The organism is Streptomyces sp. SID5785, assembly GCF_009870065.1.
GTDB lineage: Bacteria > Actinomycetota > Actinomycetes > Streptomycetales > Streptomycetaceae > Streptomyces.
This window is the reverse complement of the sequence record NZ_WWIA01001014.1, coordinates 1-25663: the sequence shown is the minus strand read 5'-3', so window position 1 is coordinate 25663 and position 25663 is coordinate 1. Positions and strand designations below refer to the sequence as shown.

The following is a 25663-nucleotide window of genomic DNA, read 5'->3' as shown; positions in this document are numbered from 1 at the left end:
TACTCGCCTTGCAATATTCGAACGTGTGTCCGATGCTCAAGGTATGGCGTCAGCAGTACCGGTCCTCAGCAGGGACGATGAGCGAATCGGCGCCGGGTTTCCGGTGGTCTCCGAGCTTGAGTCCCTGCTGCCCGGCGGCCGACTGCGCCCCGGCTCGGCCGTGAGCGTGGGACGGGATCTGCCGCTGCTGCTCGCCCTGGCCGCACCGGCCGCCGCCGAAGCGGGCGCCTGGGCGGTCGTCGGGCTGCCCCAGCTCGGGGTGCTCGCCGCCGAGTCGATGGGGCTGAACATCGGCACCGGGCTGTGGGTGGACCGCCCCGGCAAGCGCTGGCCCGAGGTCGTCGCCACACTCGCGGAAGCCGTGCCGGTGCTGCTGCTCGGTCCACTCGGTCCGGCAACCGGCCGGCAGGCCCGGCGGCTCGCGGCCGTACTGCGCCGTACCGGAGCGGTCGTGCTCACCACCGGGGCCTGGGAGGGAGCCGAGCTGCGCATGGCCGTGACCTCGTCGCGCTGGGAGGGCGTCGGTGAGGGCCACGGCCTGCTGCGGGCCCGGCGCGTACAGGTCTCGGCCACCGGTCGCGGAGCGGCAGGCGGGGCGCCGCGCACCGTCCGGCTGTGGCTGCCCGGTCCCGACGGACGGGCCTGCCCCTTCGACAACGACCCGAACCCCATGAACACCCCGGTCGACGCACCCCCCGCCGCGCCGTCCGAGGCGCGCCGCGGGCTGCACGTCGTCGGGTGAGTCCCATCGAACGCATCGTCTGTGTCTGGTTGCCCGACTGGCCCGTCGTCGCCGACGGCAGCAACCCCGACGGGTCACGCGCCACCGCCGTGGTGGCCGGCGGGAAGGTCGTCGCCTGCTCGGCCGCGGCCCGGGCGCTCGGCGTGCGCCGCGGGATGCGGCTGCGGCAGGCCACCGGCCGCGCGCCCGGGCTACAGCTCCTCGAACGGGACGTGGAGGGCGAGACCCGCTGCCTCGAACCGGTCCTGCAGTACCTGGAGCAGCACGTGGCCCCCCGCTGGGAGGTGATCCGCCCCGGCCTTCTCGTGCTGCCCGCACGCGGTCCCGCCCGCTACTTCGGCGGCGAGCAGATCCTCGCCGACCGGATCACCGAAGCGGTCGCCGCCGTCGGCTTCGCGGCCCGGGTGGGCATGGCGGACACCGTCTTCGCCGCCGCGCTCGCCGCCCGCCAGGGCCGGATCGTCCCGGCGGGACGGACCGCGCAGTTCCTCGCCCCGTACCCCGTGGGCGTGCTCGGCCGGCCGGAGCTCGCTGTGCTGCTCTCCCGGATGGGTCTGCCCACCCTCGGTTCCTTCGCGGTGCTGCCCGGCAGCAAGGTGGCCGCCCGCTTCGGCGCGGACGGTTCGACGGCCCACCGCACCGCCCGGGGCCTCGAAGCCCGTGGCCTGAGCACCCGGGCGCCCGGCCAGGACCTCACGGTCGCCCATGACTTCGAGCCGGCCGGCACGCTCCTCGAGCCGGTCGCGTTCGCGGCGAAGGAACTCGCACGACGACTGCACGAGCGCCTGGCCTCGGCCGGGGCGGTGTGCGCCCGGATCGAGGTCGCCCTGGAACTCGCGGGCGCCGACGCGCACACCGGCGGGAAGCGGCTGACCCGGCTGTGGCGGCACGAAGGGAAACTGTCGGAACTCGCGGTCGCCGAACGGGTGCGCTGGCAGCTCACCGCCTGGCAGGAGGCCGGGGCCCTGACCGACGCCGGCGGAGCGGCCGCGGGCATCACCCAGCTCGCGCTGCGCCCGGAAGCGCTGAGCGCGGCGACCGGCCGGCAGGAGCTTCTCTTCGGCACGCGGTCGGCGACCGCGGAGATGGAGGCCGCCGCCGCCCGGCTGCAGGCGATGCTCGGGCACGATGCCGTGACCCGGGTCGAGACCGGGGGCGGCCGAGGCCCCGCCGAGCAGGCGATCCGGGTGGCCTTCGGTGACGTACCGCCCGAGAACCGGCTGCCCGAAGGCCCCTGGCCGGGACGGCTGCCCGCCCCGTATCCCGCATGGGTGCCTGCCCGGCCGGAGCGGGCCCGGCTGCTCGACGCCGGGGGCGAGCCGGTGGCGGTCTCGGCCCGTCTGGTGCTGTCCGCGCCCCCGGCCCTGCTGGTCGTCAAGGGCTGCCGGCCCGCCGCGGTCCAGGGCTGGGCGGGACCGTGGCCGGCCCTGGAGCAGTGGTGGAACGCGGACCGGGCCCGCCGCCTGGTCCGCATGCAGGTCGTCACCGAGGCGGGCCCGGCCTGGCTGCTCGTCCTGGAGCAGAGTCAGTGGTGGGCGGAGGCGCACTATGGGTGAGGTGCTGCGGCTGCCCACCCGAGGCCGCGGCACCGCACCCGCGCCGCTCGGATGGGCCGAGCTGCACGTGCACTCCTCGTTCTCGTTCCTGCAAGGCGCCTGTTCCCCGGAGGTGCTCGCCGCGGAGGCGGCGCGCCTCGGGGTCGAGGTGCTCGCCGTGACCGACCGCGATGGGCTCTACGCCGCGCGCAGGCTGGCCGCCGCGGCCCGTCGGCACGGTCTGCGCGCGGTGCACGGTGCGGAACTGGGCCTGCCCGCCCCGTACGGCCCCGTGCTCGTCCTCGCCCGTGACCTGACCGGCTTCAGCCGGCTGTCCGCGCTGATCAGCGCCGCCCAGCTCGCCGGCGCCAAGCAGCGACCGGTGTACGACCCGGCACGGTTCGCCGAGGCCGTACGGGACGGACACCTGGCGGTTCTCACCGGCTGCCCCGAGACCGGCCCGCGCCGGCTCCCGGCCCTCGTCGAGCTCCTCGGCCCGGAGCATCTCCACGTCGAGCTGATCGACCACGCGCTGCCCGCCGACTCCGTGCGCAACGACGCCGTGTACGCCGCCGCCCACCGTCTCGGCCTGCCGGTCGTCGCCTCGAACGCCGTGACGTACGCCCGCCCGCGTGATGCCCGGCTGGCCCAGGCGCTGACGGCGCTGCGCCGCCGCGAGACCCTGGACCACGCCGCCGGCCACCTGCCCGCGGCGCCCACCGCGCATCTGCGGGCCCCGGACGACATGGCCCGGCGCCTGGCCCGCTACCCCGGCGTGCACGAGGCCACCGTGGAGCTGGGCCGCGCCTGCGCGATCGACCTCTGCGACCTCAGGCCCGAACTGCCCGGCTTTCCCGTGCCGTTCGGCCACACCGAGATGTCGTACCTGCGGGAGCTCGCGACGCGGGCCGCCGAACGCCGCTACGGTCCCCGCGGCGAGGCGGCACACACGGCCTGGATTCAGCTGGAGAAGGAACTCGGGGTCATCGACCGGCTCGACATGGCCGGCTACTTCCTGATCGTCTGGGACATCGTGCGCTGGTCCGTGGACCACGGCATCTGGTGTCAGGGCCGGGGCTCGGCCGCCAACTCCGTGGTCTGCCACGTCCTCGGCATCACCGCCGTCGACCCGATCAGGCACCAACTGCTCTTCGAGCGCTTCCTGTCCCTGGAGCGGGCCGAGACCCCGGACATCGACATCGACATCGAGAACGCCCGCCGCGAGGAGGTCATCCAGTACGTGTACGAGCGGTGGGGCCGCAGCCACGCCGCCCAGGTCGCCAACATCATCACGTACCGCCCCCGGCTCGCCGTCCGGGACTCCGCCCGCGCGCTCGGCTACCCGACCGGACGGATCGACGAGATGACCCGGCACATCCACCACCACGAACCACCGGGTGAGGACGACGACGACATCCCCGTGGACGTGCGCGAACTGGCCGGAGAGCTCGCCGGACTGCCCCGCCACCTCGGTGTGCACTCCGGCGGCATGGTGCTCACCCGCCGCCCGATCGGTGAGGTGATGCCCGTCGAGTGGGCCACCGCCGAGGATCGCAGTGTGCTCCAGGGGGACAAGGAGGATGCGGAGGAGGCGGGGCTCGTGAAGATCGACCTGCTCGGACTCGGCATGCTCTCCGCCCTGCACACGACCTGTGATCTGATCGCCGAACACCACGGCGCCACCTACGACTTGGCGTCGATCCCGCCTGACGACCCGGCCGTTTTCGAGATGATCTCGCGTGCGGACACCGTGGGTCTCTTCCAAGTCGAGTCGCGGGCCCAGATGTCGACGCTGCCTCGGCTGAGGCCACGTACCTTCCAGGACCTCGTGGTCGCCGTGTCCCTGATCCGGCCCGGTCCGATCCAGGGCGGATCCGTGCATCCGTATCTGCGGCGGCGGGCCGGGAAGGAGCCGGTCTCCTACCCGCATCCCCTCGCCGAACGCGCCCTGCGACGTACCCTCGGCGTCCCGCTCTACCAGGAGCAGATGATGCTGCTCGCGATGGACTGTGCCGGGTTCGGACCCGGTGAGGCGGACACCCTGCGCAAGGCGCTCGCCGCCAAGCACGCACCCGAGCGGGTCGCGGAACTGCGGCGGAGGCTGCTCGCCGGTATGGCCGAGCGCGGGATCGGGGAGCGGGCCGCCGAGGAGCTCTACACGATGATCCAGGCGTTCTCGGGGTACGGCTTCCCCGAGTCGCACTCCCAGTCACTCGCGCACATCGTGTACGCCTCGGCCTGGCTGAAAGTGCACTACCCGGCGGCGTTCATCGCGGGGGTCCTGGCCAACCAGCCGATGGGTTTCTACTCGCCGCTGACCCTGATCGGCGACGCACGCCGCCGCGGAGTCCGGGTGCACGGGGTGGACGTGGCCCGCTCGGGGCTGCATGCGGGGCTCGAGGCGGACGAGGGCTCCAGGGGCGGGCAGGCGATCCGGCTCGGTCTGAGCGGAACGCGGGGGATGCCGGACGCGGCGGCCGAGGCGGTCATCGCCGGGCGCCCGTACCGAGACCTGGAGGACTTCGCCCGGCGCACCCGCCTGCCGGTGAAGGTCCTGGAGAACCTCGCGACCGCCGGGGCGCTCGTCACGTTCGGCGTGGACCGGCGCGAGGCGCTGTGGGCAGCGGGGGCGCTGGCGGGCGCGGACGAAGGGTATCTGCCGGGGACGACCGCACCGCCCGAGGCGCCCGAGCTGCCCGCCATGACCGTGGTGGAGCAGACCTTCGCCGACCTGTGGGCCACGGGGGCGAGCCCCGACAGCCACCCCGTGCAGCATCTCCGCGCCCAGCTGAAGTCCTGCGGAGTGGTGACCGCGGCCGAGGTGCGCACACTGCCGGACGGCACCCGCACCACCGTCGGGGGCCTCGTCACCCACCGCCAGCGCCCGCCCACCGCGAAGGGGACATGCTTCCTCAACGTCGAGGACGAGACCGGCATGACCAATGTGATCGTGCCACCGCCGGTCTGGGACGCGCACATGAAGCTCGCCGTGGACCACGCGGGCCTGCTGATCCGCGGGCGCGTCGAACGGGCTGACGGAGCGGTCAACCTGGTGGCCCACAGCCTGCGGCCCCTCGGCCTGAGGACACCGGCCCGTGGGCGGGTTCCCGGCCCCGGACGCGCCTCCTGACCGCAGCCTGGGACGGTGCGGTCAGCGCGCAGGGGCCGATCGCCGCCGTGACTGCGGGTGCGGGCGCGGGCGTCAGGCCGGCTCGGCCGACGGCTCGACGGAGGGAAGGGGCAACGCCACGATGCGCACCACCTCGGCCTCGGGCATCCCGAACATGCGCAGCACGCTCCGCACCGCCTGATCGGCCAGGGCGTCGACGGCGTCCGGCGCGGCGTCGGCGCACACATGCATGGTGGCGATCAGGCATCCCGCCGTGCAGGCGAGCGCGACGTCCACGTTCTCGATGACGAAGCGACCGGCGGCCTCGGCCGCCTCGAGGTCGCGACGTGCGTGCACAGCGTGGCCGAACGGCGCGGTGAGCAGTGCGCCCCGGCTGTTCATCATCACTTTCGCGAGACGCGGCCGCGTCCGGACGAGTCGCACCGTCAGCCGCATCGAGGTCGCGAAGACCACGGCCGCGTCATCGACGTCGGCCAGCAACTCCTCCAGCCACGCGGCGTGCGCCTCGAGCGCCTGCGCGATCGCGGCGTCGAGCAGCTCGGACTTGGACGGGAAGTGGTTGTAGAACGTTCCGAAGCCGACGTCAGCGGCCTCGGTGATCTGCTGGATGCTCACGTCGAAGTCACCGCGCTCGGCATAGATCTCCTGCGCGGCCTCGATCAACGCGGTGCGGGTCCGCAGCTTGCGCCGCTCCACACGGGTGGGTGGCCGTTCCGACATGGCGGAGATCGTATCGGAGTGGGCCACCGGCCCGGCCGACCGGCCGCACCTTCCGCCCCGCCCGGCCGCGCCCTGCTGTGTGCCCGCCGGGCTCCGGCTCACCGCGCCCACCGCGCCGGTCCCGCGGCACCGACCACGCGGTCGGGGTCGACCCGGACCCATCCGACCCCGGCGTCGAGCAGCCACCGGGCCAGGAGCCGTTCGCCACCGTCGCCCCCCGGATCGACGGTCAGCCACGCCGAGGGGTGTCCGCCGGGCACGGCCGCGAGGTCGGTGCCCGGCAGTGCGACCACGGTGGTGCGCTCCCCCAGGATCTCGTCGACCAGGACGGGTTCGCCGCCGGGGCCTGCCAGCCGGACCAGCGGAAGCAGCGCTCCACGGACGGCGCGAGGCGTGCTGCGCGAGATGCGCGTCCCCGGCGTGAGAGGCGGAGTGCGGCTGTCCAGGAGCGTGCGCCGGACCGCCTGAGATCGTGCAAGGGCGGGGATGAGGTGCCGTCGCGCGAGCGAGGCGATCCGACCGCCGCCCGTCATCAACTGCCCCATGCCCTTGGCCCGTCTGATCATCGTGGTCGCATGCGGACGACGTTCCTCTTCGTACGAGTCCAGAAGCGCCGGATCGGCGTCGGCGCGCAGCACCGCGGCAAGTTTCCATGCGAGGTTGTACGCGTCGCGCAGCCCGGTGCACAGGCCCTGGCCGATGAAGGGCGGCGTGACGTGGGCGGCGTCGCCGGCGAGGAAGACCCTGCCGTCCCTCCAGCGTCGCGCGACCCGGGCGCGGAAGGTGTACTCCGTGCACCGCAGCAGCTCCAGGCCGGTGTCCGGGACGGTGCGGGTCCACGGGCCGATCAGGGGCCGCAGGTCCGGGATGCCCTCGAAGTCGGAGGCGTTCTCTCCGTCGAGCAGCCGGAACTCCCAGCGGTAGCGGTCCTGTCCGACCCTCATGTAGGTGCCGGCCCGATGGGGGTCGCAGACCTGGTGCACGCCGTCCCAGGCATCGAGGTCGAGGGCGCAGCGGACGTCGACGACCAGCCAGCGCTGGTCGAAGCCGAGGTCGTCGTCACCGATCCCGAGCTGCCCGCGGACCGCGCTGTTGGCACCGTCGCAGGCCACCACGTAGGGCGCGCGCAGGTCGACCGTCGATCCGTCGGGGCGTCGCAGCCGGGCGCCGACGGATCCGGCGTCCGACGTGTCGAGGCGCACCATCTCGTGGCCGCCCAGTATCTCGGCCTGCGGCAGGCTCTCGAGACGGTCCCTCAGCAGCCGTTCGAGAGCGGGCTGGTCGAACATGTTGGCCTGGGGGATGCCCGCCGGCGTCGCCCCGTGCCGGGTGAACGTGGCCAGCACCCGGTGGCGGTCGTCGACGAGCCGCAGGCCCGCCGCGGGACGGGTGTGCGCGGCGAACGCCTCGCCGATGCCCAGCCGGTGGAGGATCCGGTACACCTCGTCGTCGAGATGGACGCCCCGGGGCAGCGGGTAGACGTCCTGGTACCGCTCGACCACGGCGACACGCAGGCCGTACTGCCCGAGGAGCGTCGCCGCGGCGAGCCCGGTGGGTCCGGCGCCGACCACGATCACGTCCCGACGGTCGTCGGCTGTCACGGGTCCGTCCTCTCGTCGGCCGTGCGGATCTCCACGCCGTACCCGTGGAGCACGTCGGCCGCGCGGACGGCCGCAGCGCCCGACAGCTGCACGACGAGACGGCCGCCTTCGTGCTCCGTACGCACCGCGGCGTCGTCGATGCCGCACGCCGCCAGTTCCTCACGGAAGTGGCGGGCGGCCGCGGCCTCGCGGAGCGCGGGCTTGAACGGCTTGCCGATCTCCGTCAGCGGGATGGCGTCGAGGACGGTGACGGTCCTGGGACGGGCCGCGGGTTCGCTGATGTGCCGGGCCGCCCAGGCCGTCAGCTCCTCGACCGTGGCACCGGTGCCCGCGAGCGTGACGAAGGCCACCGGGATCTCGCCCGCGCCGCGGTCGGGCCTGCCGACAGCCGCGGCGCCTGTCACCGCGGGATGGCCGAGCAGGGCGTCCTCGACGACGGCGGGGTCGATGTTGTGCCCACCGCGAATGATCACGTCCTTCTGCCTGCCCCGCAGGTGGATCCTCTCCTCCTGCACGAAACCGAGGTCCCCGGTGCGCAGCCGTCCGTCGACCACGCTCCCGTCCCTCTCCGTCCACCTGCGGTCGCCGTCCCGTCGCAGATAGCCCGCGAACACGGTGGGGCCGCTGATCAGCAACTCACCCGTCTGTCCCGCGGGGAGTTCGCGCACCTGCCCGGTCGCGTCGTCGACGTCGGCCGCCACCACCTTCTGGTAGGGCAACCGCAGGCCGACCGACCCCGCGCGGACGTCACCGATCGGCGTGGCGGAGGTCGCACAGGTCCCTTCGGTGAGTCCGTACCCCTCGTGCAGTTCCAGGCCCGTTGCCCGGGCGAAGGCTCGGCCCACCTGCTCGGGCAGGGGTGCCGCACCGACGACCGGCAGCTCCAGCGAGCTGATGTCCGCGTCCACGGGAACGGCCGACAGGAAGGAGTAGACGGTCGGCACCGCGGACATGGCCCGGGGCCGGTAGTGCTCGACGAGCCGCCAGAACACGGAGTACAGATGCGGATCGCGGTAGCCGAGCGGGCTCGGCCAGATCGCCGTCGCTCCTGTCACCATCGGCGCGAGCGCCGTCACCAGCAGGGCGTTGACGTGGAACAGGGGCAGACCCGCGACGATGGTCCGGCCGGGCTCTCCGCCACCGGCGAGCGCGAGGCTCCACGCCATCACGGCCTGATTGCGATGGGTGTGGGCCGCGACCTTGGGTGTGCCGGTGGTGCCGCCGGTGTGGAAGAAGGCCGCGAGGTCGTCCGGCGACGGAGGCGCTTGAGGGAGCGACGTGGGAGCGGCCGGGCCGGCTGCCACCAGGTCGTCCAGGCGTACGGTGCGCAGTCCCGGGCGCGTCTCCAGTGCGGTCGTGGCCCTGTCGCCGTCCGGGGACAGGGCCACGAGGACGTCGATCCCGAGGTCGCCCGCTCCGTCGAGGAGCCGTTTCCACAACGCCTCGTCGAGCTCGGGCCCGGCGGTGACCAGGACACGGGACCCGGTCAGCCGGATGATGTGGGCGGCGTGGCGTACATCGAGCGCGGCGTTCATCGGCGCGGCGATCCCGACGGCCTCGGCGGCGAGGGTGGCGGCGAGGAGGTCGCTGCAGTTGGGGGCCATGAGGGTGACCGCGTCCGCACGGCCGACACCCAGTCCGTGCAGGGCGTGCGCGATCCGGTGGACGCGGTCGCGCAGTTCCCCGTACGTGACCGGCACGTTCTCCTCGAACGCCGCGGCATCGGGGATCCACAGGGCACACGGCCGGTCGTGCCGGTGCCGTGCTGCTCGGTCGAGCAGTTCGTACGTGGTGAGCGCGATGTCGCGGTCGACGAGCGGGACGCGCTCGATGGCGCGAAGGTCGTCCACCGAGGCCAGCTGCGGCAGTTCGGCCGCCGTCACAGCGCGGCCCTGACCGGCTTGCGGACGATGGTGTGCTGACGCCCCAGGTCGATGCCGGCGACGGGGTCGGTGATCGTGGCAGCGATCACGTCGCCGTCCTTGAGGTAGAGCGGGTTGCCGGCCTGCCGTTTGAAGAACGCCTTCCATTTCACGGCCGGGGGCAGCAGAGCGCCGATCTTCTCGACCACGGGGCGTGGTGCCTTGAGCGCGGTGCCGCCCGGGGTGCCGGTGAGCACCAGGTCGCCCGGATCGAGGGTCTGGAAGCGAGCGAGGAGGGTGAGCGCCCGGGCCGGCTTGACGATCATGTCGGCGACGGTGCTGTTCTGCCGGATCTCGCCGTTGACGCTCAGTGTCAGCCGCAGCCGTTCGAGGGAGGCGGTCTCCGTCGGGTCGAGCAGGGTGAGGAACGGGCCGACGGGCGTGAACGTCGGGTAGGACTTGGACTCGTAGAACTGTGTGCGGGTCAGTTGGACATCGCGGGCGCTCACGTCGTTGGTGAGGACGATTCCGGCCACGGCGTCGGAGAGATCGTCGTCGCTCAGCACGGAGCCGACCTCGATGCGCCGGCCGATGACCAGGCCCAGCTCGACCTCGTAGTCGAGGAACTCCACGTGCTCGGGGCAGCGGATGTCGTCCGCGGGGCCGCAGACCGAGCCCGACGCCTTGCGGAAGAACGTGGGCGGAACACGGTCCGGGTCGAAGCCCGAGTCGTGCGCGTGACTGCGGTAGTTGACCATCTGGGCCACCACCCGGGCCGGAACCGTCACCGGCGACAGCAGGCGGGTTCCGGACAGCGGCTGCCCCTCCGGGGCCGGTGCGGCGCGGGCCTTCTCGACGGCCGGCCGGTCCGCGAGGAGCTCGCGGGTGGTGCGCGCGTCGGTGTGGATCCGCGTGAGCCGGCCTTCGTGCTCGACCCACCATCCGTCTGCGGTACGTGCCACGTTCGTACTCATGCCGCCATCGCCTTCGCCAGTGCGTGGAGAGTGTCTTTGTCGATGTCGTTGCTCTTGTCGCCGAGCGCCTTGAGCAGCGCGGCGACCATGCCCGGGCCGGGCCGGCCGCCCAGGAAGTCACGGGAGACGGGCGGGCCCCACTGCGCGAGACCGCCGGCGCTCATCGGCGCCCAGCCGGGCTCGAGGGAGTCGTCGAACAGGTCGCCGTCGGCGTAGTGCTCGACCATCATCCGGTCGGGGTCCCGCCAGTAGTCGAAGATCTGGCTGCCCTGGATGTGCCGGCCGACGCCCCAGACACGGCGGTATCCCTGCGCGGCGAGGTGCTCGCCGCCCGCCGCCACGGCGTCGAGGTCGGTGACCTGGTACGCGGAGTGCACATAGCCGACACGCGGGCCGAGATGCATGGCGAGCGTGTGGTGGTCGACGGGCACCGAACCCAGGTCGCAGCGCAGGAACGCCATCGTCGGCCCTCGCCCGCGGAGTTCGTCGAGGTACAGGAAGTCGCTCACGATCAGGCCGAGTGCCTGGAGGTACCAGTCGAGGGCCTGCCGGAAACGGGTCGTCTCGAGGACCACGTGTCCCAGGCGCTGTACTTCCGCGGCGGAGCGCGGCGGCCGCTGTGCGGCGTTGATCCGCGCCGGCTTCGCGCCCGTGTTGAGCAGGAGGGGGTCCCGCTCGGGAAGCGCCGCCAGCGGGGCGAGACCGGCGACGACCCGGACGGGCAGTCCGCTGGGATCGGTCACCTGGACCGCTTCGCCGTCCTCGTACGGGAGCACATTGGCACCCGCCCAGCGAGCGAGCCTGCGCACGTCGCCGACCGAGTCCGCGACGAACGTGGGGCCGACGAACCGGGCGTTCCTCCCACGGTGGATCACCAGGCACGCCGGGCCCGGCCACGTGCCACGCAGTGTGAGCCGGTCGGGCCGTCGCTCGTGGACCGCGAAGCCGAAGTCACGGGCGAAGCGCTCCGCCCGGTCGAGGTCGGTCTTGACGAACTCCAGCCGGCCGAGCGCCGACACCTTGATCACCGGATTCCGGGCCCGGCCCGGATGCTCGCCGCGCAGTGCACCGCGTTCGCTGTGCAGCGCGCTGTGCACGTCGGCCGGGCCCGGGCCGGCCGGCATCTCGACCTCCCTCATCGGACATCCCCCTTCACGCCGCCCCCGTCGCCGAGCGTGACGGTGAGCAGGTCGTGCCCGACGGACACGCGTCCTTCGAAGCCGCCCCGGCGCACTTCGTCCTCGAACTCGTCGGCCTGCCCGGGCGTGTCGGGTGCGGGGATCAGATGGGTCAGCACCAGGTGCGGCACCCCGGTCCGCCGGGCCATGGCCCCCAGCGCCGTCGTGTCGGCGTGGTAGCTGAAGATCGTCTCGAAACGGGTCCCCTTCACGTGTTCCGCCAGCGACGCACCCCGGCACGCCTCGTGCACCAGCACGTCGGCACCGGTCGCCAGATCCTCGATCTCCTCGCAGACCCGCGTGTCGCCGGACACGACGACCACCCCGTCCGGGGTGGTGATCCGGTACCCGACGGCCTGTTCGACAGGTTCGTGGCGGACCCGGACCGCCTCGACGACGACCCGGCCGCAAGGGCTCCGCCACACCTCGGTCGGGGCGGCGGGGAGGTCGAACCAGTGGCCGACCACCTCGGGCGGCCCGTCCTGCACGTGCTGGACGCGGACGTCCACGTCGTACGCGTTCGCCGCCGGCACCCCGCGGACGAAGGCGGACGCATGCCCGTCGACGGCCACGACCGGGAGCGGTCCCGTGCCGTACAGGTGGTCCTGAATCCAGCGCGTGTGGACCAGATCGGCCACGTCGCTGACGTGGTCGCTGTGCACATGGGTCAGGAACAGGGCTGAGAGCTGGTGCGGGCCGAGTCCGGCCTGCATCAGCCGCATGAGGGTCGAGCGCCCGGCGTCCAGTTGCAGGTGGACGTCTTCGTGGCTCACGAGCACCCCGGGGCCCGCGCGGTCGGGGCTCGGGAAGGGAACGCCGGTGCCGGTCAGCGTCACGGTGGTGGTCATCCGCTGGCTCCGTTCGTCGGAACTGCTACTCACAAGATGATTGATTTATCAGTTGTGATGTGTCAACCATGAATGAGTAGTGCATCAAGAATCGTCGACACGAGAGCAGCTGCCGATGACCGATCACGACACAGGCACCGCACAGCGACAGCACCGGCCCCCTGACCGGCCTCGCCGGGCGGCCGACATCGTGCGGCACGCCGTCGACGGCATCTCGGCTCCGGCCGCGTTCCTGGTCATCGAGTCCCGCCGGGGTCCGGAGTGGGGAGCGGTCGTCGCGCTCCTGGTGGCGCTCGTGATCGGCGTGATCCGCCGGCGCCGCGGCGACCCCCTCACCGTGGTGACCGTGGCCACGGCGATCGTCGCCTTCCACAGCGTCAGCGCCATCGGGTTCGGCGAAGGACGCGCGTTCTACTTCCCCGAACTCGTCATCAACGCTGCCGGGTTGCTGGCCTGCGCGGTCACCCTGATGATCGGCCGCCCCGTCACCGAGATCCTCTGCCGCAGGATCGGAACCGAACCCGCGCACACCGCGCACGACCCGGCGGCCCGCCGTCGGCACCGCCGGCTGACCGCGGGCTGGGCCGTGCTGTGGCTCAGCCATCTCGTGCTGCTCGGCCATCTGTACGCGATCGACTCACTCGTCGGACTCACCTTGCTCAGCGCCCTCTTCTGCAAGCCGACGGTGCTGGCGATGGCGATCCTCACCGCGGTGACAGTCCGCCGTGCCGTACGGGAACACCTCGCACCACCCCACCGGAAGGACCCGTCGTGACCCCCTCGATCCTCCAGCTCGCCGATGAGATGTGGACCGGCAGGCGTGCACCGTCGTCCATGGTCGAACCCACCATGACCACCGCCGAAGAGGTCGCCGACGGCGTCCTGATGGTGCCCGGCTTCGGACACGCCTTCGCCCTCCGCCACCGGCACGGCCTCGTCCTGTTCGACACCGGCTCCGCGTTCCTGGCCGAGGGACTGCACCGGCAGGTCACCGCCTGGGACGCGCGCCCGGTCACCCACGCCGTGTGGTCGCACGGCCACGTCGACCACGTCAGCGGTCTCGGCCCCTTCGACGCGGACGCCGACGCACGCGGACTGCCCCGCCCCGAGGTGGTCGCCCACGAGAACGTCCTCGCGCGCTTCCGGCGCTACGCCGACACGCAGGGCTACAACACGGTCGTCAACCGCCGTCAGTTCCGCCTCCCCGACCTTGTCTGGCCGTCCGAGTTCAGGAAGCCGGACCTCACCTTCACCGACACGCACGTCATCGACACCGGAGGCCTGCGCCTCGAACTCACCCATCACCGCGGCGAGACGGACGACCACGTCGTCGGCTGGATCCCGGACCGGAAAATCCTGTTCGCAGGAGATCTCTTCCTCGGGGTCGCGCCCAACGCCGGCAACCCGCAGAAGGTGCAGCGGTACCCCGTCGACTGGGCCGTCGCCCTGCGCCGGATGGCCTCCCTCGACGCCGGACTGCTGCTCGGCAGCCACGGCGTACCGATCGTCGGCGCCGACCGCGTACGCGAGGCCCTGGTGAACACGGCGCGCTACCTGGAGACCCTCGTGGAGCAGACGCTCGCCGCTCTCAACGACGGTGCGACGTTGACCGAGACCCTGCACCGCGTACAGGTGCCCGACGACCTCGCCGCACTCCACTATCTGCAACCGCTCTACGACGAGCCGGAGTTCGTCGTCCGCAACGTCTGGCGCCAGTTCGGCGGCTGGTACGACGGCAACCCCGCACACCTCAAGCCCGCCACGGACGAAGCCCTCGCGCTCGAGATCGCCGCCTTGAGCGGGGGCGCGCAGACCCTGGCCGACCGAGCCCTCGAACTCGCCGGCAGGGGATCCCACCGGCTCGCCTGCCACCTCGCCCAGCTCGCGGGAGACGCGGCTCCGGACGACCGCTCCGTGCACGCGGCCCGCGCCGAGGTCTACGCCCTGCGCGCCGCCGAGGAGCGCAGCACGATGGCGACCGGCATCTTCGGCTGGGCCGAGGCCGCATCACGCGGGGTGCTCGCCGGGACCGACGCGATGACGGAGCTCGCCACGGCGGCCCGACCGCACTGAGCGCCGGGAGAGCCGCTCACGTTCGCACATTCGCGCGAATGCCCGGGCGGAGGGCCGCCCGGCCGCACCCGTTCGGCCCACCCCGACTGCATCCGCCCGGGGGCCACCGGACCGTGGGGGCATGACGTTCGCCGACGAGTTCAAGGCCGCTGTCACCCCCCGAGCCGCGCTGCTCGTCATCGGCGTGCTCGCGCTCCAGCTGCTGTTCATCGCCTCGTACGTGGGGGCGCTGCACCACCCGAAGCCCAAGGACGTGCCCTTCGGCGTCGTCTCCTCGGCGCCGGCCGCCGCCCGGCAGGCCGAGCAGCAGCTGGCCCGGCTGCCGGGGTCGCCGCTCGACCCGCGGGTGGTCGCCGACCGGCGGACGGCCCAGCGGCAGATCATGGACCGGACGATCGACGGCGCCCTGGTCGTCGACCCGCGGGGCACCACCGACACCCTGCTCGTCGCGTCCGGCGGCGGCGCCGCCCTGTCGAACGTCCTGGAGACCCTCACCACCCGCGTCGAGGCCACCGAGCAGCGCTCCGTGCGCACCGTCGACCTGGCCCCCGCCTCGACCGAGGACTTCAACGGGCTCTCGTCGTTCTACCTCGTCATCGGCTGGTGCGTCGGCGGCTACCTGTGCGCCTCGATCATGTCGATCAGCGCCGGATCCCGGGCGGCGAGCCCGCAGCGCGCGGCCATCCGGCTCGGTTCGATGGCGCTCGTCGCGATCGTCGGCGGACTCGGCGGCGCCCTCATCATCGGCGACGGCATCCTGGGCGCGCTGCCCGGCTCCTTCTGGGGCCTGTCCGGGCTCGGCGCCCTGATCACCTTCGCGGTCGGCGCGGTCACCCTGGCCCTGGAGGAGCTGACCGGTGTCGTCGGCATCGGGCTCGCCGTGCTGCTCATCGTCGTGGCCGGCAACCCGAGCGCGGGCGGCGCCTTCCCGCTCCCGATGCTGCCCCCGTTCTGGCAGGCCATCGGCCCCTGGCTGCCACCGGGCGCCGGCACCTGGGCGGCCCGCTCCCTCGCCTACTTCCACGGCAATGCCCTGACGAAGCCCCTCCTGGTCCTGTCGGCCTGGGCGGTCGTGGGCGCCGCGGTCACCCTCCTGGTGGCGGCGCTGCGCGGGAGACGGCGGGTCTCCCCCGCCCCGGCACCGCAGACTCCGGCATCGGGGGCCACCGCCTCATGAACCTCCCGCACCGTTCCGGACCCGCCGCACAGGCCGTCTCGGTCAAGCGCATGGAGCCGACGGCCCAGGCCCAGCTCGGTCCGCTCGGCCTCACCGGTTTCATCGTCGTCACGATGATCGCCACCGGCATCGACGCGGGCGTCTTCCCCGAGCGGCTCGCGGCGGCGGACGTCCCCGTGGTCGGCTTCTTCATCGGCGGCCTCGCGCAGCTGCTCGCGGGGCTCTTCCAGGCGCAGCGCGGCGACACCTGGCACGCCACCGTGTTCGGCGGCTTCGGCCTCTTCTGGATGGCGAAGGCGCTGATGCTCCTGTGGGTGCTGCCCTCGCTCGACCCGTCGCTGCGGGGCGACGCGATGGGGCTGTTCACCCTGCCCTGGGTGTTCGTCGTGTTCGTGCTGTGGCTGGCGAGCTGGCGCATCCATCTGGTGCTGCTGCTCACCTTCAGCTGTGTCCTGGTCGTCTTCGTCGCGATGACGTGCAACGGCTTCACGGGACTGGTCGGCTGGAACCGGGTCGCCGGCTGGTTCGGGCTCGGGGCGACGGCCGGGGCCCTGTACCTGCTGGCCGGGCAGGTCATGGCCTCGACCTGGGGACGTCCGGTGCTGCCGATGGGCCGCTTCCTGGCGCCCGCCGAGCCCGTCGAGGACTGAGCCGGGGCGCGGGTCAGTCCTGCGGGGTGCCGCTGCCGTAGTAGGCCCGGCGCATCAGCCGCTCCATGTCGTCGAGCATCGGCATCCGCGGGTTCGCGGGCGCGCACTGGTCGGCGTAGGCGTTCAGGGCCTGCTGGGGCAGGGCCTCGATGAAGGCCGCCTCGTCGACGCCCTCGGCCCGGAAGGAGGCCGGGATGCCGCAGCGCTCGCGCAGGTCCTCGACGGCGCGGGCGTAGGACTCCACGCCCTCCTCGGGGGTCGCGGCCGGCAGGCCGAGCATCCGCGCGATCTCCTGGAACCGCTCGGGTGCCCGGTACGTCTCGGCCTTCGGCCACGGGGTCGCCTTGTACGTGACGGTGCCGTTGTGCCGGATCACGTGCGGCAGCAGCAGCGCGTTGGCGCGGCCGTGGGCGACGTGGAAGGTGTTGCCGAGGGTGTGCGCCATGGCGTGCACGAGGCCGAGGAAGGCGTTGGCGAAGGCCATGCCGGCGATGGTCGACGCGTTGTGCATCTTCTCGCGCGCCTCGGGGGCCCCGGCCCCCTGCTTCACGCACGCTTCCAGGTTCTCGAAGATGAGCCTGACGGCCTGGAGGCACTGGCCGTCGGTGAAGTCGTTCGCGTAGACGGAGACGTACGCCTCGGTGGCGTGGGTCAGCGCGTCGAAGCCGGAGTCGGCGGTGACGTGCGGCGGCAGGTTCATCGGGAGCATCGGGTCGACGATCGCGACGTCCGGGGTGAGCGCGTAGTCCGCGAGGGGGTACTTCTGCGCGGCGGCCGGGTCGGAGATGACCGCGAACGGGGTGACCTCGGAACCGGTGCCCGACGTGGTCGGGACGGCGACGAGCTTCGCCTTCCGGGCCAGCTGCGGGAACGTGTAGGCGCGCTTGCGGATGTCGAAGAACTTCTCCTTGGTGTCCGCGAACTCGATCTCCGGGTGCTCGTACATCAGCCACATGATCTTCGCGGCGTCCATCGGCGAGCCACCGCCGAGCGCGACGATCGTGTCCGGCTCGAAGTTCCGCATGGCGGCGGCACCGGCCTGCACGGTGGCCAGCTCCGGGTTGGGCTCGACGTTGTCGATGACCTGCAGGGTGACCGGCTCGGAACGGGAGTTGAGGATGTCGGTGACCCGCTGGACGAAGCCGATGGCGCCCATCGTCCGGTCCGTCACGAGGGTGACGCGGCGGACGCCGTCCATCTCGCCGAGGTACTTGACGGCGTTGCGCTCGAAGTAGATCTTCGGCGGGATCTTGTACCACTGCATGTTGGTGGTGCGCCGTCCGATCCGCTTGATGTTGAGCAGGTTGACCGCCGAGACGTTGTCCGAGACCGAGTTGTGGCCGTAGCTGCCGCAGCCGAGGGTCAGCGAGGGGAGGAAGGCGTTGTAGACGTCGCCGATGCCGCCGAAGGTGGAGGGCGAGTTGACGATGACGCGGACGGCCTTGACGCGCCTGCCGAACTCCTCGGCGAGGGCCTCGTCCTCGGTGTGGATGGCGGCCGAGTGCCCGAGCCCGTTGAACTCGACCATCTGCGCGGCGAGTTCGAGGCCGTGCTCGGTGTCGCGGGCCTTCAGGGCGGCCAGGATCGGCGACAGCTTCTCGCGGGTGAGGGGCTCGTTCACGCCCACCTCGGCGCATTCGGCGACGAGGATCGACGTGCCGTCCGGGACCTCGAAACCGGCCTGCTCGGCGATCCACCGGGGCGACCTGCCGACGACGGCGGCGTTCAGCTTGGCGCCCGAGCAGTCGTTGCCGAAAGCGGTGGTGCCGAAGACGAACTCCTCGACCTTGGTCTTCTCGGCGGTGGTGAGCACGTGCGCCTTGAGCCGCCCGAGTTCGGCGACGCCCGCCTCGTAGATCTCCCGGTCGAAGATCACGGCCTGCTCGGAGGCGCAGATCATGCCGTGGTCGAAGGCCTTGGAGAGCACGATGTCGTGCACGGCGCGGCCCAGATCGGCGTCCTTGGCGACGTACGCGGGGACGTTGCCCGCGCCGACGCCGAGGGCGGGCTTGCCGCAGGAGTAGGCGGCCTTGACCATGGCGTTGCCACCGGTCGCCAGGACGGTGGAGACGCCCGGGTGGTTCATGAGGAGGCCGGTCGCCGCCATCGAGGGCTCCTCGATCCACTGCACGCAGTGCTCCGGGGCGCCGGCCTCGATCGCGGCGTCGCGCACGATGCGGGCGGCCTGCGCCGAGCACTTCTGGGCGCTCGGGTGGAAGGCGAAGACGATCGGGTTACGGGTCTTCAGGGCGATCAGCGCCTTGAAGACGGTCGTCGACGTGGGGTTGGTGACCGGGGTCATCGCGCAGACGACGCCGACCGGCTCGGCGATCTCCGTGATGCCGTTGATCTCGTCGCGGGCGACGACACCGGCCGTCCGCAGTCCGCGCATCGAGTTCACGACGTGCTCGCACGCGAAGAGGTTCTTGACCGCCTTGTCCTCGAACAGGCCGCGGCCGGTCTCCTCGACGGCGGCGCGCGCGAGGTCGCCGTGGTGGGCGAGCGCCGCGAGCGACGCCTTCGTGACGATGTGGTCGACCTGCTCCTGGTCGTACGTCCCGAACCGGTCGAGCGCCTCCAGCGCCCGGGTGACCAGTACGTCGACCTGTTCCTCGGTCGTGACCTTGTTCTCCACGGCAGGACTCCCTCTGCGCGGCCCTTTTCGCTGATACGTCCATTGCACACCTGGACGCGGGCCGTGCGGGGCGGGGAAAGGCCCTGCCCGTAGGGACCGAAGTCCCGGGAAGTCCCGTGCGCGAGCGGGCCGGGAAAAGGCCGGAGGGGCACCCCGCGCGTGCGCGGGGTGCCCCTCCGGGAGCGGACTCAGCCGATCTCGGAACCGGTCGCGGAGAGGGCCTCCGTCACCGGCTGGAAGAACGTCTCGCCGCCCGACGTGCAGTCGCCGCTGCCGCCGGAGGTGAGGCCGATCGCCGAGTCGCCGGAGAAGAGCGAGCCGCCGCTGTCGCCGGGCTCGGCGCACACGTCGGTCTGGATCAGCCCGTTGACGATGTCGCCGTTGCCGTAGTTCACGGTGGCGTCCAGGCCGGTGACCGTGCCGTCGTGGACCTGGGTGGTCGAGCCGGAGCGGGTCACGTTCATGCCGACGGTCGCCTCGGCGGCCTGGGTGATCTGCTGCGCGGACCCGTCGTAGAGGTCCACCTCACTGGGGTGCGCGACGTCGGCGGTGTACTTGACCAGGCCGAAGTCGTTGTCCGGGAAGCTGGACTGCTCGTTCGTGCCGATCTCCTGGCCGCTGGAGTCGGACCAGGTGGAGATGGCCTCGGTGCAGTGGCCCGCGGTGAGGAAGTACGGCTCGCCGCCCTTGGTCACGTTGAACCCGAGGGAGCAGCGGCCGCCACCGCCGCTGATGGCGTCGCCGCCCGCGATGAAGGGCTTGAACTCTCCCTGGGTGCGCTTGAGTTCGGCCTTGCCGCCGAGTCCGTCGACGACCTTGCTCAGCTTGTTCCAGGCGGCGCCCTTGACCGTGCGGTCGGCGGTGACCACGACCTTGTTGGTGGCCGGGTCGGTGGCCCAGGAGGTGCCCGGGATGGTGGCGTCGCTCTTCAGGGTCGTCCGGGCGCTCTTGAGCGCGGCGAGCGAGTTCTGCACGACTCTCGCCTTGGCCCCGGCCGCCTCGACCGCCTGTGCCGCGTCCTGGCTCAGCACGTTCATCACGAGGTGCTTGGCCCGGGCGTCGTAGTAGCTGCCGGCCGAGTCGGCGCCCAGGCTCTCGGTGAGAGACGAGGCGAGGTTTCCGGCCTTGGCCACGGACAGCGTGTGCGGGGCCGGCGCCGGGGTCTCGGTGCTGGCGTTCGCAGTCTGCAAGGTGATGCCCGCGGCGACCACGGCGAGGATCCCGCCTCCGGCCACGGCGGCACGCCGCTTGGATATGCGTCGGTGCTTCAACTCTCGTCCTCCTGTGGGGGGTCGGGAACCGGCCCGATGTGGGGGTGGACCGGATCCGTGAGGCTGACGCGCCCACTATCCCGACCGTCACAGCCCGCACACAAGGTCGACTTCAGGACGCGCGTCCACTCGCACCCCACCACCCCGAACCGGTCACGAAATCCCCGCACCTCGCACGTCGGTCCCCTTTGCAAACACTCCGTGCGTCGACGGAGCGGCGGAGGGTAAGGCCTAGTCCTGTCCGGAAAGGGCGGTTGCCCGCACCCCGTCCGGGCACACGGGAGGGCCCCCGTCCGGCACGTCTGCCGGGCGGGGGCCCCTTGCGGCCGGCGGCTGCCGGCGGTGTTTCGGTGACGTACGGCGGGCGCTGCCCGCACCGGGTCAGTAGACGTGCACCCCGTACGCGTTGAGCGCCTCGGTGACCGGCTGGAAGAAGGTCGTACCGCCCGAGCTGCAGTCGCCGCTGCCGCCGGAGGTCAGACCGTACGCCGTGCTGCCGCCGTAGAGCGGGCCGCCGGAGTCGCCGGGCTCGGCGCAGACCGTGGTCTGGATGAGGCCGGAGACGATGTCACCGCCGCCGTAGTTCACGGTGGCGTTGAGGGCGGTGACCCGGCCGCTGTGGATGCCGGTGGTGGAGCCGCGCCGGGTCACGGTCGTGCCGACGGACGGCGTGGCCGCCTTGGTGATGTCGACGCTGCCGACGGTGCCGGACTTGGTCACCGAGCCGTTGGTGTACCGGACGATGCCGTAGTCGTTGCCCGGGAAGCTGGAGCCGGCGGTGGTGCCGAGGGTCGTCGAGTGCGACGAGTTGGACCACCAGGTGCCCGCGCCGTCGGTGCAGTGCCCGGCGGTCAGGAAGTAGTAGTTGCCGCTGCTGTCCTGGACGTTGAAGCCGAGCGAGCAGCGCCAGCTACTCGCATAGATGGCGTCGCCGCCGGAGATCAGCTTCTTGAAGGTGCCCGGGGTGCGCTCGATCTTCAGGGCGCCCGCGGTGTCGCCTGCCTCGGCCCTGATCTTGTTGATCTCGGCCTGCGAGACCGTGCTGTCGACGGTGACGACGACCTGCTTCGTCTTCGCGTCGACGGCCCACGCGGTCCCCGCGACGTCGGCGCCGCGCACCGCGTCGGTGGTCTGCGTGAGTTCGGCGGTGCTGAACGTGTGCGGAGCGTCGGCGGCGTGCGCGGTGGGTGCGGCGAACGCGGCCGCGGCCAGCAGTCCGGTGCCCGCGGCGATCAGCCGGGTCCGTCTCGCCACGCCGCTTCGGGGGGTGGTGCGCTTGATCCTCACTGGTCGTTCCTCCCGTAGGGAAGTCGGGGGCCCGCGTGGGGTCGGGGCCCGTGAGGCGCAGCCGGGAGCACGGACGGACGCCCGGATTCCGGACGTGCCGTGCCCCTGACAAGCGCTGCTCGGGAGTATTCGGCTTCTCAACTACCGTGCACAAGAGCGCCTTTCGGACGCACCCGGGATCTCCTCAGGTGTGGAGCACCTCCGGGACGGCGAGCCCCAGATGGGACCGCAGGGTCGTGCCCGCGTACGCGGAGCGGAAGACGCCGCGTTCCTGGAGCAGCGGGACGACCCGGTCGACGAAGTCGTCCAGTCCGCCCGGGGTGAGGTGCGGGACGAGGATGAACCCGTCGGCGGCTCCGGCCTGCACGAACGTGTCGATCTCGGCGGCCACCGCGTCCGGGGTGCCGACGAAGGACTGACGGCCGGTCGTCTCGATGACGGTCTGCCGGATGGACAGGCCCTTCTCGAGGGACAGCGCCCGCCACTTCTCGGCCAGCGCGAACACGTCGCCGCGGTGGGTGCGGCCCTGGGAGAGCGCGGAGTCGGGCACCGGGTCGATGTCCGGAAGCGGACCGTCCGGATCGTACCCGGAGAGGTCGACGCCCCAGACCTGTTCGAGGGCGAGCAGCGCGTTCTGCGGGGAGACCTGCTGCCGGCGGATCGCGGCCGCCCGCTCCTGCGCCTCGGCGGCGCTGTCCCCGAGCACACAGGTGGCCCCGGGCATGATCTTCAGGTCGTCGCGGGCGCGGCCGTACCGGGCGAGGCGGCCCTTGACGTCCGCGGAGAAGGCCCGGCCCGCCTCCAGGGTGCCGTGCCGCGTGAAGATGACGTCGGCGGCGCGGGCGGCGAACTCCCGTCCCTCGTCGGAGTCCCCGGCCTGGATCACGACCGGGTGGCCCTGCGGCGGCCGCGCCACTCCGTGCGGCCCCTCGACGGTGAAGTGCCGCCCGTCGTGGCGCAGCGGCCGGCCGGCGCCCGCGTCCCACACCTGGCGCGCCACGTCCACGAACTCGGCGGCCCGCGTGTACCGGTCGGCCCGGTCGAGGAAGCCGCCGCGACGGAAGTTCTCCCCGGTGAAGGCGTCGGAGGACGTCACCACGTTCCAGGCGGCGCGGCCCGCGCTGAGGTGGTCGAGAGCGGCGAAGCGACGGGCGGTCTCGTAGGGCTCGTTGAAGGTGGCGTTGACGGTGGCGGCCAGCCCGAGCCGGTCGGTGACGCCCGCGAGGGCGTTCAGGACGGTGATCGACTCGGGCCGGCCGACGACGTCGAGGTCGTGGATCCGGCCCTTGTGCTCGCGCAGCCGCAGGCCCTCGGCGAGGAAGAAGAAGTCGAACAGGCCGCGTTCGGCGGTGCGGGCCAGCTGCTCGAACGACGTGAAGTCGATCTGGGACCGCGACCGGGGATCGGCCCAGACGGTGGTGCTGTTGACGCCGGGGAAGTGCGCGGCGAGGTGGACCTGCCGCTTCCCGGCCGGATTCGAGGGCATCTCTGCCGAGGTCATCGCTGCTCCCCCACGAGGGCGTACCGGTTGGCGGGCCGGGCGAGCCCCAGGTGCTCCCTGAGGGTGCTGCCCGGGTAGAAGGTGCGGAACAGGGCGCGGTGCTGGAGCAGCGGCACGGTGGCGTTGACGAGCCGTTCCAGGTCGCGGCGCGGGTCGAGCGGCGTGAGGTGGAAGCCGTCGGCGGCGCCGGCCCGGTGCCAGTCGGCGACGAGATCGGCGAGGTCGACGGGACCGCCGCGGTACAGCGGGCCCTCGTCGGTGGGCAGCGGGCCGCCACCGTGGCCGGGCTGCGCCGCGTGTTCCCCGCCGCCGAGGTCGATGCGCAGCGCCGCGAGCACCCTGAGCGCGTCGGGGTCGCGGCCGTGCTCGGCGGCCCGGCGGCGCAGCGCCTCGCGGGTGGCGGCGAGCCGGGCCGGTCCGGTCTCGGCGACGAGGGCGACGTCGGCGTGGCGCGCGGCGGTCTCGAACTCCTCCGGCGAACCGGTGCCGAGGACGGTCACCGGGTGGCCCTGCGGCGGGCGGGGCACGATCGACGGGCCGCGCACGGCGAAGGTCGGTCCCCGGTGGTCGACGTGGTGCAGCCGGTCGCGGTCGACGAAGCGGCCGGTGGCGACGTCGCGGATCTCGGCGTCGTCCTCCCAGCTGTCCCACAGTTTGCGGGACACCTCGACCACGTCACCGGCCTCGGCCCACAGCTCGGCGGGCGGGGCCGGCTCGCGGCGTCCGACGAGCCGCGCCTCGGCGGTGCCCGAGGAGACGTCGGGCCGCCAGCCGGCCCGGCCCCGGCTCACCCAGTCGAGGGTGGCGACGGCAGCCTGGACGTGGAAGGGCTCGGTGTGGGTGGTGGTGACGGTCGGCACGAGGCCGACACGGCTGGTGCGGGGGGCGAGCCGGGACAGGACGGCGAGGCTGTCGGGTCCCGGCGCGTCGAAGGAGTCGTGCAGGGTCACAAAGTCGAGCGCGCCGTGCTCGGCGAGCCGCACCAGCCGCTCGTAGGGCTCGGCCGTGCGGGTCTGCGGCAGGTCGACGGCCGCGGCGAGGTGCAGCGTCCGGCGTCCGGCGGGGCGGTCGGTCATGGGGTGCGGGCCTTCCTGGGCGAGGAGGTCGGGGCGGCGCGGCTCACGGCTTGGGCAGGCCCGGCGGGTTGATCTCGGACGTCGGCACGGCCTCGCTCGACAGGCCCCAGCGCTTCAGCACGCGCGCGTAGGAGCCGTTCTCGATCACGTGGTTCAGTGCGGCGGCGTACGCGTCGACGAGGCCGCTGCCCTTCTTCGTGGTGGCGGCGATCTTGCCCTGGACGAGCGAGCCGCCGCCCGAGATGGTGCCGATGATCTGCGACTGGCCCGCGGACGCGACGTGGTAGGCGGAGGCGGGGCTGGGGCCGAGGTAGGCGTCGATGCGTCCGGACTGGAGCGCGAGGTAGTAGTCCGTGTCCTTCTGGAAGTACTTGATGGTGACGGGCTTCCGGCCCGCCTTCTCGTTCTGTTCGCTCCAGTCGACGAGGATCTTCTCCTGGTTGGTGCCGGAGGAGACGGCGATGGTCTTCCCGGCCACGTCCTCGGGCCCCTCGACCCGCCAGCTCGTGCCCTTCTTGGCCTCGAAGGCGATGTTGTCGAGCCGGTAGGTGGCGAAGTCGTACTTCTCCTTGCGTTCCTCGGTGACGGTCACGTTGGAGAAGACGGCGTCGAACTTGCCGCTGTCCAGGCCGACGAAGAGGTTCTCCCAACTGACCTGCTCCGGACGGAGTTCGAGGCCGAGCGTGTCGGCGACGAGGGTCGCGATGTCGAGCTCGGAGCCGATCCGCGTCCGGTCGTCGGTGGCGAAGAAGCCGAGCGGTGGGGAGGCGTCGGCGCTGCCGCCGAGGCGCAGCGTGCCCCGCTCGCGGACCGCCTTCGGCACCAGGGCCGCGACGGCGGCGACCTTCTTGCCGCGGATGCGGTGCTGCTCGGGCCCGATGTTGATGTTCCCGACCTTCTTGACGCCGGCCGCGCCGCCGCCGGTGCCCGTGGCGGCGTCGCTGTCACCACCGCAGGCGGCGAGCAGGGGCGCGGCGGCGAGTGCGGCGACGGAGGCGACGAGGGCACGGCGGTTCAGCATGGGATTCTCCTCGAGGTGGCGTACGGGTAGGGGGAGTTCAGGGGGTTTAAGGCGTTTCAGGGGGTTCAGAGGACCTTGGACAGGAACGTCCTGGTGCGTTCCTCGCGCGGCGCGTCCAGGACCTCGGCGGGGGCGCCCTGTTCGACGACACGGCCCTCGTCCATGAAGACGACGGTGTCCGCGACCTCGCGGGCGAAGCCGATCTCGTGGGTGACGACGATCATCGTGGTGCCCTGGTGGGCCAGGTCCTTGATGACGTCGAGGACCTCGCCGACGAGCTCCGGGTCGAGCGCGGAGGTCGGCTCGTCGAACAGCAGCAGCTTGGGTTCCAGGGCGAGGGCGCGGGCGATGGCGACGCGCTGCTGCTGGCCGCCGGACAGCT

The 25663-nt window shown here is 72.4% G+C and carries 19 protein-coding genes and 1 pseudogene; 7 read left to right on the top strand and 13 right to left on the bottom strand.

What is annotated here, in order from left to right; genetic code table 11:
* The first annotated feature begins 103 nt into the window (after positions 1-103).
* The 3 genes from GTW43_RS32850 to GTW43_RS32840 are packed head-to-tail and all read left to right on the top strand — an operon-like array spanning position 104 to position 5407.
* Positions 104-742, top strand: coding sequence for a hypothetical protein (locus GTW43_RS32850; protein WP_202502248.1), 639 nt, complete (start codon positions 104-106; stop codon positions 740-742).
* Complete coding sequence (locus GTW43_RS32845; protein WP_161305616.1) at positions 739-2298, top strand: DNA polymerase Y family protein; 1560 nt, start codon at positions 739-741, stop codon at positions 2296-2298. Before GTW43_RS32850 ends, GTW43_RS32845 begins: the two co-directional genes overlap by 4 nt.
* Positions 2291-5407 (top strand): error-prone DNA polymerase, encoded by a 3117-nt coding sequence (locus GTW43_RS32840; protein ID WP_161305615.1) that lies wholly within the window; start codon positions 2291-2293, stop codon positions 5405-5407. The genes GTW43_RS32845 and GTW43_RS32840 overlap by 8 nt, the downstream gene beginning before the upstream one ends.
* A 72-nt stretch (positions 5408-5479) precedes the next feature.
* Here GTW43_RS32840 and GTW43_RS32835 read toward each other — a convergent pair whose 3' ends face one another.
* The 6 genes from GTW43_RS32835 to GTW43_RS32810 all read right to left on the bottom strand — a co-directional run bounded on the left by GTW43_RS32835 (position 5480) and on the right by GTW43_RS32810 (position 12590).
* Entirely contained in the window at positions 5480-6103 is a 624-nt protein-coding gene (locus GTW43_RS32835; protein WP_161305614.1) for a TetR/AcrR family transcriptional regulator, read from the bottom strand.
* Positions 6104-6225: 122 nt separating this feature from the next.
* Complete coding sequence (locus tag GTW43_RS32830; RefSeq protein WP_161305613.1) at positions 6226-7728, bottom strand: bifunctional 3-(3-hydroxy-phenyl)propionate/3-hydroxycinnamic acid hydroxylase; 1503 nt, start codon at positions 7726-7728, stop codon at positions 6226-6228.
* Positions 7725-9611, bottom strand: a complete 1887-nt coding sequence (locus tag GTW43_RS32825) for an acyl-CoA synthetase (protein ID WP_161305612.1) — start codon at positions 9609-9611, stop codon at positions 7725-7727. The genes GTW43_RS32830 and GTW43_RS32825 overlap by 4 nt, the downstream gene beginning before the upstream one ends.
* Positions 9608-10564, bottom strand: a complete 957-nt coding sequence (locus tag GTW43_RS32820) for a fumarylacetoacetate hydrolase family protein (RefSeq protein WP_161305611.1) — start codon at positions 10562-10564, stop codon at positions 9608-9610. The genes GTW43_RS32825 and GTW43_RS32820 overlap by 4 nt, the downstream gene beginning before the upstream one ends.
* Positions 10561-11703, bottom strand: coding sequence for a VOC family protein (locus GTW43_RS32815; RefSeq protein WP_237536933.1), 1143 nt, complete (start codon positions 11701-11703; stop codon positions 10561-10563). Before GTW43_RS32815 ends, GTW43_RS32820 begins: the two co-directional genes overlap by 4 nt.
* Positions 11700-12590: an MBL fold metallo-hydrolase gene (locus GTW43_RS32810; RefSeq protein ID WP_161305610.1), complete on the bottom strand. Its 891-nt coding sequence runs from the start codon at positions 12588-12590 to the stop codon at positions 11700-11702. Before GTW43_RS32810 ends, GTW43_RS32815 begins: the two co-directional genes overlap by 4 nt.
* Before the next feature lie 115 nt (positions 12591-12705).
* Between GTW43_RS32810 and GTW43_RS32805 the strand changes: the two genes are divergently transcribed.
* From GTW43_RS32805 to GTW43_RS32790, 4 genes are all read left to right on the top strand, one after another.
* Positions 12706-13365 carry a DUF3159 domain-containing protein gene (locus GTW43_RS32805; RefSeq protein WP_161305609.1) on the top strand — a complete coding sequence of 220 codons (660 nt, stop codon included), beginning with the start codon at positions 12706-12708 and terminating at the stop codon, positions 13363-13365.
* On the top strand, positions 13362-14663 hold the full coding sequence (locus GTW43_RS32800) for an alkyl sulfatase dimerization domain-containing protein (protein WP_202502247.1): 1302 nt from the start codon (positions 13362-13364) through the stop codon (positions 14661-14663). Before GTW43_RS32805 ends, GTW43_RS32800 begins: the two co-directional genes overlap by 4 nt.
* Before the next feature lie 121 nt (positions 14664-14784).
* Positions 14785-15840, top strand: coding sequence for a DUF3533 domain-containing protein (locus tag GTW43_RS32795; RefSeq protein WP_161305608.1), 1056 nt, complete (start codon positions 14785-14787; stop codon positions 15838-15840).
* Complete coding sequence (locus GTW43_RS32790) at positions 15837-16490, top strand: GPR1/FUN34/YaaH family transporter (RefSeq protein WP_161305607.1); 654 nt, start codon at positions 15837-15839, stop codon at positions 16488-16490. The genes GTW43_RS32795 and GTW43_RS32790 overlap by 4 nt, the downstream gene beginning before the upstream one ends.
* 13 nt (positions 16491-16503) lie before the next feature.
* Here GTW43_RS32790 and adhE read toward each other — a convergent pair.
* The 7 genes and pseudogenes from adhE to GTW43_RS32755 form a co-directional block, all read right to left on the bottom strand.
* Positions 16504-19242: pseudogene (gene adhE, locus GTW43_RS32785) on the bottom strand (bifunctional acetaldehyde-CoA/alcohol dehydrogenase); the annotation flags it as partial.
* A 71-nt stretch (positions 19243-19313) separates the two neighbouring features.
* Positions 19314-20396 carry a S1 family peptidase gene (locus GTW43_RS32780; RefSeq protein ID WP_161305605.1) on the bottom strand — a complete coding sequence of 361 codons (1083 nt, stop codon included), beginning with the start codon at positions 20394-20396 and terminating at the stop codon, positions 19314-19316.
* 381 nt (positions 20397-20777) lie between these two features.
* Positions 20778-21683 carry a S1 family peptidase gene (locus GTW43_RS32775; protein ID WP_161305604.1) on the bottom strand — a complete coding sequence of 302 codons (906 nt, stop codon included), beginning with the start codon at positions 21681-21683 and terminating at the stop codon, positions 20778-20780.
* Positions 21684-21867: 184 nt separating this feature from the next.
* Positions 21868-23184, bottom strand: a complete 1317-nt coding sequence (locus tag GTW43_RS32770; protein WP_237536932.1) for an LLM class flavin-dependent oxidoreductase — start codon at positions 23182-23184, stop codon at positions 21868-21870.
* Positions 23181-24260, bottom strand: a complete 1080-nt coding sequence (locus GTW43_RS32765) for an LLM class flavin-dependent oxidoreductase (protein ID WP_161305603.1) — start codon at positions 24258-24260, stop codon at positions 23181-23183. The genes GTW43_RS32770 and GTW43_RS32765 overlap by 4 nt, the downstream gene beginning before the upstream one ends.
* A gap of 43 nt (positions 24261-24303) precedes the next feature.
* Positions 24304-25281, bottom strand: coding sequence for an ABC transporter substrate-binding protein (locus GTW43_RS32760; protein ID WP_161305602.1), 978 nt, complete (start codon positions 25279-25281; stop codon positions 24304-24306).
* 65 nt (positions 25282-25346) lie between these two features.
* A partial coding sequence (locus tag GTW43_RS32755; RefSeq protein ID WP_161305601.1) for an ATP-binding cassette domain-containing protein occupies positions 25347-25663 on the bottom strand: 317 nt, incomplete at its 5' end.